Origin of the sequence: Sphingomonas sp. 37zxx, from assembly GCF_000786205.1 — a bacterium.
In the GTDB taxonomy this organism is placed as follows: domain Bacteria; phylum Pseudomonadota; class Alphaproteobacteria; order Sphingomonadales; family Sphingomonadaceae; genus Sphingomonas.
Genome location: NZ_JROH01000036.1, coordinates 23,437 through 37,320 on the forward strand (window position 1 = coordinate 23,437; position 13,884 = coordinate 37,320).

Annotated in this window: 15 protein-coding genes and 1 tRNA gene; 8 read left to right on the forward strand and 8 right to left on the reverse strand. The window is 65.4% G+C overall.

Annotated features, from left to right (window positions below):
- The first annotated feature begins 5 nt into the window (after nt 1-5).
- Together QU44_RS12965 and kdsA are read left to right on the forward strand one after the other, a co-directional pair.
- A complete protein-coding gene (locus QU44_RS12965) occupies nt 6-1,316 on the forward strand; it encodes a cytidylyltransferase domain-containing protein (protein ID WP_033922702.1) in 1,311 nt (436 codons plus the stop codon).
- 11 nt (nt 1,317-1,327) lie between these two features.
- Nucleotides 1,328-2,146: a 3-deoxy-8-phosphooctulonate synthase gene (gene kdsA / locus QU44_RS12970; protein WP_197054316.1), complete on the forward strand. Its 819-nt coding sequence runs from the start codon at nt 1,328-1,330 to the stop codon at nt 2,144-2,146.
- A 2-nt stretch (nt 2,147-2,148) separates the two neighbouring features.
- On the opposite strand, the gene QU44_RS12975 is transcribed toward kdsA, so the two are convergent.
- Nucleotides 2,149-2,982, reverse strand: a complete 834-nt coding sequence (locus QU44_RS12975) for an inositol monophosphatase family protein (protein WP_052134822.1) — start codon at nt 2,980-2,982, stop codon at nt 2,149-2,151.
- Nucleotides 2,983-3,078: 96 nt separating this feature from the next.
- Nucleotides 3,079-3,154: transfer RNA gene (locus QU44_RS12980), tRNA-Ala, on the reverse strand.
- A gap of 185 nt (nt 3,155-3,339) precedes the next feature.
- On the opposite strand from QU44_RS12980, the gene QU44_RS12985 reads away from it, so the two are divergent.
- The 4 genes from QU44_RS12985 to QU44_RS13000 all read left to right on the forward strand — a co-directional run bounded on the left by QU44_RS12985 (nt 3,340) and on the right by QU44_RS13000 (nt 6,477).
- Nucleotides 3,340-4,329: an NADP-dependent oxidoreductase gene (locus tag QU44_RS12985; protein ID WP_081988031.1), complete on the forward strand. Its 990-nt coding sequence runs from the start codon at nt 3,340-3,342 to the stop codon at nt 4,327-4,329.
- A gap of 107 nt (nt 4,330-4,436) precedes the next feature.
- Nucleotides 4,437-4,955: a CBS domain-containing protein gene (locus tag QU44_RS12990; protein ID WP_033922705.1), complete on the forward strand. Its 519-nt coding sequence runs from the start codon at nt 4,437-4,439 to the stop codon at nt 4,953-4,955.
- A gap of 41 nt (nt 4,956-4,996) precedes the next feature.
- Nucleotides 4,997-5,752: an NUDIX domain-containing protein gene (locus tag QU44_RS12995; protein ID WP_033922706.1), complete on the forward strand. Its 756-nt coding sequence runs from the start codon at nt 4,997-4,999 to the stop codon at nt 5,750-5,752.
- Between the two features lie 56 nt (nt 5,753-5,808).
- Nucleotides 5,809-6,477 carry an extensin-like domain-containing protein gene (locus tag QU44_RS13000; protein WP_156141174.1) on the forward strand — a complete coding sequence of 223 codons (669 nt, stop codon included), beginning with the start codon at nt 5,809-5,811 and terminating at the stop codon, nt 6,475-6,477.
- 33 nt (nt 6,478-6,510) lie between these two features.
- Here QU44_RS13000 and QU44_RS13005 read toward each other — a convergent pair whose 3' ends face one another.
- Nucleotides 6,511-7,062, reverse strand: a complete 552-nt coding sequence (locus QU44_RS13005; protein WP_033922708.1) for a hypothetical protein — start codon at nt 7,060-7,062, stop codon at nt 6,511-6,513.
- Between the two features lie 248 nt (nt 7,063-7,310).
- Nucleotides 7,311-7,763, reverse strand: coding sequence for a hypothetical protein (locus QU44_RS13010; RefSeq protein WP_033922709.1), 453 nt, complete (start codon nt 7,761-7,763; stop codon nt 7,311-7,313).
- Nucleotides 7,764-7,930: 167 nt separating this feature from the next.
- On the opposite strand from QU44_RS13010, the gene QU44_RS13015 reads away from it, so the two are divergent.
- Entirely contained in the window at nt 7,931-8,476 is a 546-nt protein-coding gene (locus tag QU44_RS13015; RefSeq protein ID WP_033922710.1) for a CHAP domain-containing protein, read from the forward strand.
- 223 nt (nt 8,477-8,699) lie between these two features.
- Here the strand turns inward: QU44_RS13015 and msrB are convergent, their stop codons facing one another.
- The 4 genes from msrB to QU44_RS13035 all read right to left on the reverse strand — a co-directional run bounded on the left by msrB (nt 8,700) and on the right by QU44_RS13035 (nt 12,713).
- Nucleotides 8,700-9,185 carry a peptide-methionine (R)-S-oxide reductase MsrB gene (msrB, locus tag QU44_RS13020; RefSeq protein WP_033922724.1) on the reverse strand — a complete coding sequence of 162 codons (486 nt, stop codon included), beginning with the start codon at nt 9,183-9,185 and terminating at the stop codon, nt 8,700-8,702.
- 62 nt (nt 9,186-9,247) lie between these two features.
- On the reverse strand, nt 9,248-10,480 hold the full coding sequence (locus tag QU44_RS13025) for a cytochrome P450 (RefSeq protein ID WP_033922711.1): 1,233 nt from the start codon (nt 10,478-10,480) through the stop codon (nt 9,248-9,250).
- A gap of 89 nt (nt 10,481-10,569) precedes the next feature.
- The gene (locus tag QU44_RS13030; protein WP_033922712.1) at nt 10,570-11,796 is read right to left on the reverse strand and encodes an ABC transporter permease; all 1,227 of its coding nucleotides are present in this window, start codon (nt 11,794-11,796) and stop codon (nt 10,570-10,572) included.
- Complete coding sequence (locus QU44_RS13035; RefSeq protein ID WP_033922713.1) at nt 11,793-12,713, reverse strand: ABC transporter ATP-binding protein; 921 nt, start codon at nt 12,711-12,713, stop codon at nt 11,793-11,795. The genes QU44_RS13030 and QU44_RS13035 overlap by 4 nt, the downstream gene beginning before the upstream one ends.
- Nucleotides 12,714-12,801: 88 nt before the next feature.
- Between QU44_RS13035 and queG the strand changes: the two genes are divergently transcribed.
- On the forward strand, nt 12,802-13,860 hold the full coding sequence (gene queG / locus QU44_RS13040) for a tRNA epoxyqueuosine(34) reductase QueG (RefSeq protein WP_033922714.1): 1,059 nt from the start codon (nt 12,802-12,804) through the stop codon (nt 13,858-13,860).
- The last annotated feature ends 24 nt before the right edge of the window (nt 13,861-13,884 follow it).

The window sequence follows — 13,884 nt, forward strand, 5'->3', positions numbered from 1 at the left end:
CAATCATGAACATCGTCGCTTTCATCCCGGCCAAGGGCCATAGCGAGCGCGTCCGCGACAAGAACCTGTCGGTGCTCGACGGCGATTATCTGTTCAAGCGCAAGCTGCGCCAGGCGCTCGACTGCGCGGCGATCAGCGAAGTGTGCCTCGACACCGAATCCGATGCGCTTGCCGAACTGGCGACCGATTTGCGGATTACCCGGCTGGTGCGGCCCGCAGCGCTGGCCAGCAACGCCACCGACGGGCACGAGATGTTCGCCTGGGAATGCAGCCAGCGCCCCGATGCCGATATGTGGGTGCAGCTTTTATGCACCGCCCCCTTTGTCTCGGCAGCGACGATCGACCGCGCGATCGCGGCACTGCTGGCAAATCCCGACGCCGACAGCCTGGTCGCGGTCACGCGCGCCAAGCAATATTGCTGGGACGGCGATGTGCCGGCCTATGGCACTGGCCGTGTTCCCAACAGTGTCGATCTGCCAGCGACGGTGATCGAGGCGATGAGCCTGTACATCGTGCGCCGCCCTGCTTCAGGCGCAGTGCCCACCCGGCGTTTCGGCGTGCGCCCGATCCTGTTCGACCTCGATCCGATCGAGCAGATCGACATTAATCGCGGCTCGGACCTGATGATCGCCGAAACAATCGCCGCCGGGCAGCGCACCGCCGAAGTCACCCGCTTCCGCGCGATGATTTCGCACCTATCGTCGACGGTGCTGGCCGATATCTGCAAGGACAAGGGGATTGCAGCGGTGCTGCCCGCCAGTCTGCGCCCCACCAGCGGCGGCAAATTGCTTGGCCGCGCCAAGACGCTTTCTCTCGGCGCGTTGGGTGCGAACGATCCGCCCGATGCGTGGAAAGGCATTTACCGCGCGCTCGATTCCTATCGCTTCGTTCGCCCGGGCGACGTCATCATGGTCGAAACCGATGTCCCCGATCGCGCCTATTTCGGTGACCTGAACGCCAATCTGGCGATCCGGGCGGGGGCGGTGGGGGCCGTGGTCGATGGAACCACCCGCGACACCGCCGATGTCCGCGCGCTGGGCTTTCCGGTCTATGCTCGCGTCACCCACTGCAACGACATCAAATTGGAAGGCACGCTTCGTTCGATGAACCGGCCAATCGTGATGGGCGGCGTGTCGGTATGCAATGACGATGTCGTGTTTGCCGACGAAGACGGCGTGATCGTCGTGCCGCGCGCGCGCTGGGACGAGGTCGAAGCGGCGGCCTGGGACGTGATGAGCAACGAAGCGCGCATCCGCATGTTTGCCGCGCGCGGGCGCGATGTGGGCGAAATTCTCGCCGAATGCGGAGCATTTTAAGGATGGACGCCATGAAGACGGTCACGGTCGGCGCGCTCGACATCGCCAATGACAAGCCGATGGTGCTGATCGCCGGCCCCTGCGCGATGGAAAGCCGCGACCATGCGCTCGAGATGGCGGCGGCGCTGGCTGAAATCTGCACCGGCCTGGGACTTGGCCTCATCTACAAATCATCGTTCGACAAGGGCAACCGCACCTCGATCGGGTCGGCACGCGGCATCGGCCTCGACAAGGCGCTCGACATCTTTGCCGAGGTGCGCTCGCGCTATGGCTGTCCGGTCATCACCGATGTGCATGACGCCGGCCAATGCGCGCCGGTGGCGCAGGCGGTGGACGTGTTGCAGATCCCCGCCTTTCTGTGCCGGCAAACCGATTTGCTGGTCGCAGCCGCGCGCACCGGCTGCGCGATCAATGTGAAGAAGGGGCAGTTCCTGGCCCCGTGGGACATGAAGAATGTCGTCGCCAAGCTGGTCGCCAGCGGCAACGATCGGGTGATGCTGTGCGAACGCGGTGCCAGCTTTGGCTATAACACGCTGGTCAGCGACATGCGGTCGCTGCCGATCATGGCGCAGACCGGCTTTCCGGTAGTGTTCGACGCCACCCATTCGGTGCAGCAGCCCGGCGGGCAGGGCGAGACATCGGGCGGGCAGCGCGAATTCGTGCCGATGCTGGCGCGTGCGGCGGTGGCTGCCGGGGTGGCGGCGGTGTTCATCGAAACGCATGAAAACCCCGATGCCGCCCCCAGCGACGGGCCGAACATGATGGCGCTGAAGGACATGCCGGCGTTGCTGGCGCGGTTGATGGCGTTCGACCGGCTCGCCAAAAGCTGAGATCAGCCCCGGATCGCCCCGGCAACCGCGTCCCAGATCGCGGGCGTCTGCGCCAGCAGCATCGCTTCGCTTGGGTCACCGACCCGATATGCCCGCCCGTCGAGCCGCGCCGCCACGCCGCCGGCTTCGCGCAGCAGCAGCACGCCCGGCGCATGATCCCAAACCAGCGTCCGCCAATATAGGGCAAAGTGCCGCGCGCCGGTGGCGACCAGCGGATATTCGTCGCCCGCGCACCGCCGCGTCGGCGCGACCTCGCCTACTTGCCGGGCAAGCGCGGTGATCTGCTGTTCGATCGCGGCAGGCCGGGCGAAGCTGCTGACGATCCCGGTCATCGCGTCAAGCATCGGCATCGCCGTGGGCGGTGTCAGGCGAACCCCGTTTATCCAGGCCCCTGCGCCGCGTTCTGCGGCGGCTAGCCGATCGGTCACCGGATCGAGGATGCACGACGCGACGATCTCGCCCCCCTCGATCAGCACCGCCATCAGCGCGAACGGCGCGCGCCCCGCCGCATAATTGCCGGTGCCGTCGATCGGATCGATCACCCAGACCGCGCCGTCGCCTAGCCGGTCGAGCAGCGAGGGATCGCGCGCGCACGCCTCTTCACCGACCACGCGCGCATCGGGGCGAATGGCGATCAGCCCCCGCGCGATCACCGCCTCGGCGTCGCGGTCGGCGCTGGTGACCAGGTCACCGGGCGATTTCTCCTCGATCTCATCGGCACCAAGCCGCTGGAACCGCGGCATCACCACCGTCGCGGCAGCCTCGCGCAGGACAGCGCCGATGGCATCGGGCAGCGATGAATCTTGCGGGCGAGGCGCGGAACGATTGGCGGACATCACGTGCTCCTATCACGCCAAGTCGCGCTTCGCGAACATGGACGCGGCGCTGCGGGGTGGGAGGGGGAATTAACCTTACCCTTCAACCAGTTGCGGTGGTGGAGCTGAGGGGAATCGAACCCCTGACCTCTGCAGTGCGATTGCAGCGCTCTCCCATCTGAGCTACAGCCCCGCCGCCGGATGCCGGTCGCATCGCGACCAGCGATCGCTGCTTTAACGCCGCCGCTGCGCCGGTGCAATCTGCTCCCCGCGCAATTCGGCGCACACGCCTCCTGCCGGTTATTCAGCCGCCGGGTCTTTTTCGGCTGCGCATTTTCCCGTAGCATATCGAAACCGATCATAACGAAGGAGAGCAATATGGCCCAAGCTTGGCAATTGGTACGCCGCCCCGAAGGCATGCCCACCGCCGATGATTTCGCGCTGCGCGACATCGCCGCCGCCCCGCTGACCGACGGGCAGGTGCGCGTTCGCAACCTGTGGCTGTCGGTCGATCCCTATATGCGCGGTCGGATGAACGACGTGAAAAGCTATACCCCGCCGTTTGCGCTGGGTGAGCCGATGACGGGCGGTGCGGTCGGCGAGGTGATCGAAAGCTCCAGCGCTGCGCTGGCGGTGGGCGACAAGGTGCTGCACATGTATGGCTGGCGCGACGAGGCGGTGCTGAACGCGCGCGAGGCGCAGAAGCTGCCCGCGATTGATGCGCCGGCACAGGCGTTTCTGGGGCAGCTCGGCATGCCGGGCATGACCGCCTATTTCGGCCTGCTGCACGTCGCCGAAGCCAAGCCGGGCGAGACGGTGTACGTCTCGGCCGCCGCTGGTGCCGTGGGGTCGACGGTGGTCCAGATCGCCAAGGCCAAGGGCATGACCGTTATCGGATCAGCGGGCGGGGCCGATAAATGCGCGTGGGTGCGCTCGCTGAGGGCCGATCATGTCATCGATTACAAGGGCGAGGGCAGCGTGGTGCGCCAGCTCTCTGCCGCCGCGCCCGACGGCATCGACGTGTATTTCGACAATGTCGGCGGCGAGCATCTCGATGCGGCGTTCGCCACGGCGCGGCAGGGGGCGCGCTTTGCGGTCTGCGGCATGATCGACATCTATAATTCGGGCGAGCCGACCAAGCTTCGCTATATCGCCCGGATGATCGCCGCGCGGGTGCGCGTACAGGGGTTCCTGGTGAGCGACTGGATGGGCCAGGCCGAGGCCTTTTATGCCGACATGGCAAGCTGGATGGGCGACGGAAAATTGCAGCGGCAGGAAACGGTGGTCGAGGGGCTCGAGCGGATGCCCGAGGCGTTTCTTGGCCTGTTTTCGGGGCGCAACACCGGCAAGATGCTGGTACAGGTCTGAACGCAGCGATCGGGCCGGGGGGCGCATGCCCCTTGGTCCGTATCGCCGCGACGGCCGGGCGGGCGCAGGCTTACGCTCAGCTCATCGTGCCTGAAGGAAACACTTCGATGAAGATCCGCGACCGCACCGAGTTTGCCAGCAAACCCAAGCCGCTGACGACACCGCCTGAACGGCTGGTGGTCGATGCAGCGCGCGCCATGTCCGAAAAAAATTACGGGTCGATCATCGTCGTCGATCCCGATTCGCGAGTCATCGGCATGATGACCGAGCGTGACATCCTGCGCCGCGTGGTCGCCGAACATCGCGATCCGTCGACGACGCGGGTCAGCGACGTGATGACCACCGAATTGCGGCTGGCGCGCGCCGATGACGATATGGTCAGCTGGCTGCGGATCATGTCGAACGAGCGCTTTCGCCGCTTGCCGATCGTCGATGCCGACGACCGGTTGATCGCGGTGATGACGCAGGGCGACTTCGTGTCCTACACCTGGCCCGAATTGCTCGATCAGGCCAAGAACATGGCGCGGGCAACGCTCGGCCCCGATCTCAGCATGGCGTTCATGGTCATCGGGCTGCTGATCTATACCGTGGCGATCATCATCGCGGTGGCGATTTTCGCGACCTGATCGCGGGCTTGCGCCGGCCGACGCATGACTTAGACCGGGATATGGCATCGACCGAAGCAGCACCACCCGTCTGGCCGGCCGCAACCTTGGTGGTGATGCGCGATTGCGCCGGCGGTGCGCCCGAAATCCTGTTCGTCGAGCGGGCAAAGGCAATGACCTTTGCCGGCGGGGCGATCGTGTTTCCCGGCGGGCGGGTCGATGATGCCGATCGGGCGGCGGCGCTGGCCACGGCGGCAGCCGATATCGACGAGGCGGCGGCAAGGATCGCCGCGATCCGCGAGACGATCGAGGAAGCCGGGCTGGCAATCGGGCTTTCGGACGCCATCGATGTCGAGGCGGCGCGGCGGCGGCTATATGGCGGCGAGCCGATGGCGCAGGTGATCGGGCTCGACCGGATCGACCTGAACGCGCTCGAACCGTTTGCGCGCTGGCGGCCGCAGGGCGTGTCGCACAAGATTTTCGACACCCGCTTCTATCTGGCGCGCGCGCCGATCGGCGCGGTGCCTGCCGTGGTCGATGGCAATGAAAATAGCCGCCTGTTCTGGGCAAGCGCGCAGCATGTGCTCGACGAGACGGCAGCGGGGCGGATGCGGATCATCTTTCCCACCCGGCGCAACCTGGAGCGGCTGGCGACGTTTTCCAGCTTCGACGCGGCGGTTGCCGATGCGCGTCGCCACCCGGTGCGAACGATCGTGCCCTGGATCGAAAGGCGCGACGGAATCGAACAGCTCTGCATCCCCGACGATCTGGGCTATCCGGTCACCAGTGAAGCGCTGGGCGGCGCGATGCGCGCGTGATCATCGCAGTGCGGCGGATTGTCGGATCGGTGGTGATTGCGGCGGTGTTGCTGGCGATGGTGTTCGCGCTGTTCGCCCTGGTGCGAAGCCGGCCACAGGACATGCCGTGGACCGATCTCGCTCTCGGCCAGCCGGTGGGGGTGTTTACGCGCGGCAAGCTGGTGGCGCTGCGCGAGGATTTCGCCACGTGTCGCGGGCTGCTCGATCGTGCGGGGATCGACTATACCGCGCTCGCCCCGGTCAGCGCCGGGCAATGCGGCTATAGCGACGGCATCCGCTTCACCGATGGCGGCGCGCGCGCGATCGATTTCGCGCCGTCGAACCTGGGGGTGTCGTGCCCGGTCGCGGCGGCGCTGGCGATGTGGGAATGGAATGTCGTCCAGCCCGCCGCGCAGCGCCATTTCGGCAGCAAGGTGACCCGGATCGATCATCTGGGCAGCTATAATTGCCGCCGGCTATACGGCCGCGACACCGGCGACTTCAGCCAGCATGCCACCGCCAACGCGGTCGACATCGCCGGTTTCCGCACCGCAAAGGGCGATCGGATCAGCGTGCTCGACGATTGGGGCGACAAAGCGGCGAAGGGGGCATTCCTGCGCGAAGTGCGCGATGGCGGGTGCGATCTGTTCGCGACGGTGTTGTCGCCCGACTATAATGCCGCGCACCGCGACCATTTCCACCTCGACCAGGCGAACCGCAGCATGGGCTGGGGCACCTGCCGCTGATCCCCTTCCGCGAGCGCGAAAGGGGAGGGCGGTTCAGTTTGGCAGCGCGGCGGTGTCGACCTTTTCCACCCAGGCGGGATAGAAACGCGGCTCGCGGTTCGACCAGCCCGATGCGGTCGCTGCGGCTTCGCTGATCGATTGCAGCAACCGCCGCCGCAATTCGGGGTGCAGCGTGGGCAATGCCGATGCCGCACAGAATGCCGCCGGCAGCCAGGGGCGGACATCGGCACCGATTAGTCGCTCATATAGGAAACGATACGCGGCAAAGGTCGTCAGCCGGCCTTGCGCCAGATCGAAGGCCGATACGCTGACCAGTGGTGCCATGAACGGCTCGACCGCTTCGAGGCCGCTGTCATCGGGCACCAGGGCGCGCACTTCGGGCAGGCGATCATAGACGCGGGTCTGGGCACGGATGCCGGCAGCTTCGACCACATCGCGCGACCAGCGCGCCAGCGCATCCTGCCGCTCCAGCCCTACGTCGAGCGAACGCCGCACATAACGCTGGGTCGCTGCGCTGAAGCCTGCAAATTCTTTCATCTCGGCCAGCGCCATCGCGCCTTCGGCCGGTCTTGTCCCGGAACCCATCGCCTACTCCCACTGCTCGCTTCGCATGCCACAAGGTAAACGCGACCGGTTAACCAAAAGCTGAACCGGGCGCTGTGCCATGTTCCTAATATAGGATCATGAATGGTGGTGCATTGCAACAAAGCATGCGACGAGCGGTTAATCATGTATGCAAAAATTGCAGCTAGCGGATTTTGGGTAATTTTCGGGCAGTTTGAGACCGTTTGGAAATTCGCGAAATGCGCCGCGGCGCATTGCCGAACAAACGCTCAGCTGCCCGACAATCGCACCCCGTTGGCGATGATCCAGCCGCTGATGCACGGCCCGTCATAGCCGCGCGGGCGCTCCACCCGCCCGCGCACGCCGCAATCGGCGTCGGGATCGGATAGCGGCGGCACCACCACGCCCAACCAGCGCTGATCGAGCGTGCGGGTGCACACATACATGCCGATCCCGGCGCCCAGCCGGACCACGCTCGCCGCCTCGGCAAAGGGGGCGGATCGCAGGGTGAGGGTGGTTGCGCCGGGTTCGACGGTGGTGACCGTCGCGCGCGATTGGCATGCGGGAAATCCGGGACCGCCTTCCCCGATGCGCACCGCGCGGGGGCCGGGCTCCAGCGGGCTTACCGTTGCGGTGGCTTCGGGAGTGACGGTGTTGGTCTCGACCGTGGCGAAGTTACAGGCCGCCAATGGCAGCAAGGCAGCGATGGTGAAAAAGCGCATAGCGCTATGTAGGGGCTTATCCGCGACAAAGCGAGCGGTGCAAAATTGGTTCCGGGCGTTCGTCGTGCCGGCTCCACGGCTCATCGGATCGCGCCGGTGGCGGGCTATCGCCCAAGCTGAAGCCCTGCTTAACAAGGTCAACTTCTACTTCGGGCCTCGGGGGCTTCATGCATTTTGGTCGTTCTATTGCGCGTTTGGCGCTGGCGTTGAGCTGCTGCCTGCTCACGGCCACGCCTGCATTCGCGCAATTCTGGCAGTGCGCCCCCTATGCCCGCCAGATCTCGGGCATTGATATCCGCGGCAACGCGCACACGTGGTGGGATCAGGCCAAGGGCCGCTACGCCCGCGGCTCCACCCCGAAAGAAGGCGCAGTGCTGTCGATGGCGTCGTCGCGGCGCATGCCGCTGGGCCATGTCGCCACCGTGTCGCGCGTCGTCAGCGATCGCGAAGTGTTGCTGACCCACGCCAACTGGTCGCGCCGCGGTGGGATCGAAACCGATGTCCGCGCGATCGACGTATCTGCGGCGGGCGACTGGAGCTCGGTTCGGGTGTGGTACGGTCCGGTCGGCGGCCTCGGCACCAGCGCCAACCCGGCCAACGGCTTCATCTACCGCGACGGCGAACCCGCCGCCGCCCCGACCGCGATCGACGCCCCGCTGCTGATCGCAACCAGCGCGACCGTTTCGATGGACAGCGCCGCTTCGGTGAACTGAACAGGATTTTCCGAGCCGGTCGCGCGCACTTGGTTCGCGTTCTCCAAGCGGGCCTGAAGTAAGACGATTTTCCTTCGTCATTCCCGCGAAGGCGGGAATCCATATGCCAGTGCAGTGGTTAATGGATTCCCGCTTGCGCGGGAATGACGAGGGAGACGATTGGCGGTAAAGGGTAGAAATCATCCAGCTTTTATAAGGACGCTGGAAGACGGTTTGCACCGGCTCAAACCGGCGCGAACGTCATCGCATCACCGTTCATACAGTAACGCTTCCCCGTCGGCGGCGGGCCGTCGTCGAAGACATGGCCCAGATGCCCGCCACAGCGGCGGCACACCACTTCGGTACGGATCATGCCCAGCATCGTATCTGCGCGCAGCGCGATCGCATTGGGGCGCGGCGCATAGAAGCTGGGCCAGCCGGTGCCGCTCTCGAACTTGGTGCTCGACAGGAACAACGGCAGCTTGCAGCCGGCGCAGGCATAGACGCCCTTGCGCTTTTCGCCGTCCAGCGACGACGAATAGGGCCGCTCGGTGCCCTGTTCGCGCAGGATCGCATATTGTGCCGGCGACAGCCGCCGCTTCCATTCGGCGTCGCTAAGCGTCAGCGGATAACGCTGCGCCGGTTCGGTCTGGGCGGGCGAACACCCCAAGGTGACGGCAACGCCGCCGACTCCGGCTATGGTTAGAAAACGGCGGCGATCGGTCTGCATCATCGGTCCTTTGCGCATCGTGCTGATGTAGGTTCGCGCGCGCGATGCGAAAGGATGCAGGCTCAATAGCGGCTGAGTTCGACCGGCAGGCGGCGATAGCCATGCACGAAACAGCCCGATACCCGCTCGGGCTGGCCCTGCACGTTCACCCGCAGCCGCCGCTTGACCATTTCTTCCATCAGGATGCTGATCTGCAATTCGGCCAGCCGCGCGCCGACACAGCGGTGAATGCCGTGGCCGAACGCCAGATGCCGCCGCGCATTCGCTCGATCGACGCGGATCGAATCAGCATCCTCGAACATGGTTTCGTCGCGATTGGCCGAGACATACCACAGCGCCAATTTGTCGCCCTCGCGGATCTTATGCCCCTGTAATTCGGTGTCGGCGGTCGCGGTGCGGCGCATATGGCTAAGCGGCGTCTGCCAGCGGATCAGTTCCTGCGTGGCGTTCTGGATCAGGCCGGGATCGGCCTCCAGCTTGGCGCGCTCGTCGGGAAACTGATCCAGCCCCCAGGCATAGGCGCTCATCGAATTGCGCGTCGTGTCGTTGCCGCCGACGATCAGCAGGATCAGATTTCCCAGAAATTCATGCTGGTCCATTTCGGACATCGCGTCCGAATGGATCATCATCGAAATCAGGTCGGGCGTCCGCTCCTTGCCCACCTTGCCGTTCCACAAATTGGTGAAATAGGTGGCACATTCGAACAGATGCACCAGCCGCTGCTGGCGCAATTCGGGGGTCTTGATCAGTTCGATGTCGCCGGCCCAATCGGACCAGAAGGTGAGCTTGCGCCGCTCTTCCCAGGGAAAGTCGAACAGGATCGCCAGCATCTGGGTCGATAGTTCGATCGACACCTTGTCCACCCAGTCAAAAGTTTCACCGACCGGCATCGAATCGAGGATTTCGCCGGTGCGCTGGCGAATGGCGGTGCTGAGCCGCGTCATTTCGCTGGGGGTGAAGGCCGGGGCGACGGTGCGGCGCTGGCCGGTATGTTTGGGCCGGTCCATCGCGATGAACATCGGCATCTTGACGTCGACCCCCTCCTGAAAGTCGGCGAGCGTGATGCCGGCTTGCGAGGAATAAAGCTCGGGCAGCGATTCGACCTCGACCAGCGGCTTGTAGCTGGCGACCGACCAATAGGCGCCGAAATCCGAATGTTCGGTGCGGTGGATGCCGCCCTTGGCGCGAAGCTCGGCAAAGGGCGCATGCCAGGTGTCGTCGCGAAACAATTCGGCTCGGCTGACGTCGAGCGGATCGACGGTGCGAGTCGCCGGGGTGGGTGCCAATGTCGCCATGTTCGCCTCTCCTTATTTTATGGCGACCAGCATGCCTCAACTGACATAGGTGTCAATATGCAACTGATATTGCTCGCTGGCCGACGCGCTTATCGACCCATCAGCGCCGCCCAGCGGAATTTCGGCCCCGCCGATTGCAACACGCCGCGCCGGAAAAAGCGCGCGCCCACCGACACGCTGATCGCCACCCACAGCAATTGCCAGGCAATCGCCAGCGCATGCGGCCATAATTCGGGCGAATTGGCTGCCTTCGCCCCCATCGCAAAGGGCGAGCTGAACGGGAACAGCTCGGCCGCTGTCGCCAGCAGCGTGCCCGGCTGCGCCGCTGCCGCCGATGACAGGCCGAACATGCCGACCTGGAAAATGGTGATCGGCAGCGACAGCATCTGCAACTCGCGCGGGGTGGATGCCTGCGCCCCGATCCCCAGAAATACCGCGCCCAGCAGCATGTACGCCATCGTGAAATAGACGATGAACAACAGGATGAAGACCGGGAAGCCCACCGCCGGCCCGGTCGCGGCAAAGGCGCGGGTCATTTCGGGCGGCAGCAGCGTGCCGACGTTGAACACGATCGTTCCCCAAAAGGCGAGGAACAGCAGCGCCACCCCGAACATGCCGATCAGCTTGCCCAGGAACACGCTTTCCAGTGGTACGGCGGCGGCAAGGATTTCGATCACCTTGTTCGATCGCTCTTCGGCCATCGTGCCGACGGCCTGACCCGCGAGCAGCAACGTCAGGAAAAACAGCCCGAACACCGTGAAGAACGCAGCCTGGCCCTGGCCGCCGATCGATACCGTTTCGCGCGTCACTTGCCGCTTGGTCGCAATGCTGCGCGGGGCGAGGGTGGTGGCGTCGGCTCGCAGCGTCTGTTCGGCGAGTTCGGCCAGATAGCTGGCGGTGCGCTCGCCTTGCGCACTATACAGAATCGTCGGGCGCTCGATCGGGCCATAGAGCACGGCGGCGACATCGACATCCTTGGCATCCAGCGCGGCGCGCGCCTGCGCTGCCGGGTCGCGCTGCGGCGTGTCGATCCGAAGCGGCGGCGGCGCATCGCGGTCGCGAAACACCTGCCGCAGCCTTTTGTCGATCGCCTGCATCGAAGCGGCGGCGGTGGAATCGGTGATCGCGACGATCCGCACCGATTTTTCGCGGCTGTTCGCCATCGTCGCCGCGCCGACGCCGCCGATCGCGCCGAAGCCCAGCATGATCAGCGGGGCGAGCAGGAACAGCAGGAAGGTGGGGGTAAGCACGGTGGCGGTGAAATCGCGCCGCGCGACCGTCATCGTCTGGCGGATCAGCTTTGCGGTGTTGCTCATGCCATTTGCTCCGCCGCTTCGCGCCCGACGATCTTGACGAAGGCGTCGTGCAAGCGTGGCCGCTCGATCGACAGCCCCGAAATGCCGTGGCCGGCCCCGATCAGCCGTAGCAACAGCGCCTCCATCCCTTCATCGGGCACGGTGAAGCGCCAGCCGCCATCGGCGGGTTCGGCATCGGCTGGCAGCAACGCGGCCAGATCGGCATGTTCGAAATGCGGGACATAATGCGCCTTGAGCGGCAGCATCGCGCGGGCATCGGCGACGGTTCCCTCGAACCGCGCCTTGCCGGCGGCGATGATCGTCAGCCGGTCGCACAGCCGCTCGGCATGCGCCATCACATGCGTCGAAAACAGGATTGTCGCGCCGCGATCGCGCTGCGCCAGGATCAGTCCCTCCAGCCGTTCCTGGTTGACCGGATCTAGCCCTGAAAAAGGTTCGTCGAGCACGAGGAATTTGGGTTCATGCACCACCGATCCCAGCAATTGGACCAGCTGCGCCATCCCCTTGGACAGCTTACGGATCTTTTCGTCGACTGCATGGCCCAGCCCCGCCGCTTCCATCAGCGTCACCGCGCGCCGCCGCCCCTCGGCCCAGTCGAGCCCGCGCAGCGCCCCCATGAAGGCGATGGCGTCCTTGGCGCGCATCCCCGGATACAGGCCGCGTTCTTCGGGCAGATAGCCGACGATGTCGCTGGCGTCGCGCGGGCGGTCATACCCCATCAGCGTGCGCGTGCCCTCATCGGGTTCGATGATGCCCAGCAACATCCGCAGCGTGGTGGTCTTGCCCGCGCCATTGGGGCCTAGCACGCCATAGATCGACCCCATCGGCACCGCGATGTCGACCCCATCGACGACACGCCGGTCGCCGAAGCGCTTGACCAGCCCGCTGGCCGACAGCGCGAGTTCCCCTGTGCCCACTAAACCCCCATCGGTTTCTGCCTTTCCCGTTCACCCGATCGGGGAAGGGCGGGTGCTATCCCAATCCCCTTTGTGGTAGCGGGCGGACATGGCCAAGCACAAGCCAAACCGGCAGCCGGTGACGCAAGACCGCATCCGCGCAAAGGCAGCGGAGCTTGGCTTTGTCGCGTGCGGCATTGCTTCGGCCGATGTCGCGCCGCGCACCGGCGAACGGCTGCGGCAATGGCTGCACGACGGGATGCACGGCGACATGATCTGGATGGAGGCGCGCGCGCACCAGCGCGAAAGCCCCACCGGGCTGTGGCCGCAGGTGCGATCGGTGATCGCGCTCGGCATGAGCTATGCCCCCGCCGCCGATCCGCTGGCGCTGGCCGATGCGCGCGATGTCGGGCGGATTTCGGTCTACGCGCAAGGGGCCGACTATCACGACGTCGTCAAACGCGCGCTGAAAGCGCTTGGCCGCTGGCTCGCGACCGAGGCGGACTGCGACCTCAAAGTGTTCGTCGATACCGCGCCGGTGATGGAAAAGCCGCTGGCCGAGGCGGCGGGGCTTGGCTGGCAGGGCAAGCACACCAATCTGGTCAGCCGCGCACATGGTAGCTGGCTGTTCCTGGGGGCGATCTACACTACGCTTGATCTGGCAGCCGATGCGCCCGGACGCGATGCCTGCGGATCGTGCGACGCCTGCCAGCGCGCGTGCCCCACCGATGCGTTTCCGCAGCCCTACCGGCTCGATGCGCGGCGTTGTATTTCGTATCTCACGATCGAACATGCCGGGCCGATCCCGCACGAATTTCGCAAGGGCATCGGCAACCGCATCTACGGCTGCGACGATTGCCTGGCGGTGTGCCCCTGGAACAAGTTCGCCGCCACCGCCGCGCGCAACCTGGCCTTCGCCCCGCGCGCCGAGCTGACCGTGCCGATGCTCGCCGATCTGCTGGCGCTCGACGATGCCGGGTTCCGCCAGATATTCGCCGGTTCGCCGATCAAGCGCATCGGCCGCAACCGGATGGTCCGCAACTGCCTGATCGCGGCGGGGAATAGCGGCGAGGCAGCGTTGCTATCCGCCGTGCAACGTCTGCTTGCCGATCCCGATCCGGTGGTCAGCGAAGCCGCCGAATGGGCGCTGGACCAGTTGGCGCTTTAGCAGGCTGCTGAAAAAGGGCTTGGC

Bases quoted from the DNA above. Each gene is read 5' to 3' on its own strand.
- QU44_RS13000 (WP_156141174.1), top strand. From the start codon at position 5,809: ATGGTGTTCGCGCTGTTCGCCCTGGTGCGAAGCCGGCCACAGGACATG.
- QU44_RS12985 (WP_081988031.1), top strand. From the start codon at position 3,340: ATGGCCCAAGCTTGGCAATTGGTACGCCGCCCCGAAGGCATGCCCACC.
- queG (WP_033922714.1), top strand. From the start codon at position 12,802: ATGGCCAAGCACAAGCCAAACCGGCAGCCGGTGACGCAAGACCGCATC.
- QU44_RS12975 (WP_052134822.1), bottom strand. From the start codon at position 2,982: ATGTCCGCCAATCGTTCCGCGCCTCGCCCGCAAGATTCATCGCTGCCC.
- QU44_RS12990 (WP_033922705.1), top strand. From the start codon at position 4,437: ATGAAGATCCGCGACCGCACCGAGTTTGCCAGCAAACCCAAGCCGCTG.
- kdsA (WP_197054316.1), top strand. From the start codon at position 1,328: ATGAAGACGGTCACGGTCGGCGCGCTCGACATCGCCAATGACAAGCCG.
- QU44_RS13025 (WP_033922711.1), bottom strand. From the start codon at position 10,480: ATGGCGACATTGGCACCCACCCCGGCGACTCGCACCGTCGATCCGCTC.
- QU44_RS12995 (WP_033922706.1), top strand. From the start codon at position 4,997: ATGGCATCGACCGAAGCAGCACCACCCGTCTGGCCGGCCGCAACCTTG.
- QU44_RS13010 (WP_033922709.1), bottom strand. From the start codon at position 7,763: ATGCGCTTTTTCACCATCGCTGCCTTGCTGCCATTGGCGGCCTGTAAC.
- msrB (WP_033922724.1), bottom strand. From the start codon at position 9,185: ATGCAGACCGATCGCCGCCGTTTTCTAACCATAGCCGGAGTCGGCGGC.
- QU44_RS13005 (WP_033922708.1), bottom strand. From the start codon at position 7,062: ATGGGTTCCGGGACAAGACCGGCCGAAGGCGCGATGGCGCTGGCCGAG.
- QU44_RS12965 (WP_033922702.1), top strand. From the start codon at position 6: ATGAACATCGTCGCTTTCATCCCGGCCAAGGGCCATAGCGAGCGCGTC.
- QU44_RS13015 (WP_033922710.1), top strand. From the start codon at position 7,931: ATGCATTTTGGTCGTTCTATTGCGCGTTTGGCGCTGGCGTTGAGCTGC.
- QU44_RS13030 (WP_033922712.1), bottom strand. From the start codon at position 11,796: ATGAGCAACACCGCAAAGCTGATCCGCCAGACGATGACGGTCGCGCGG.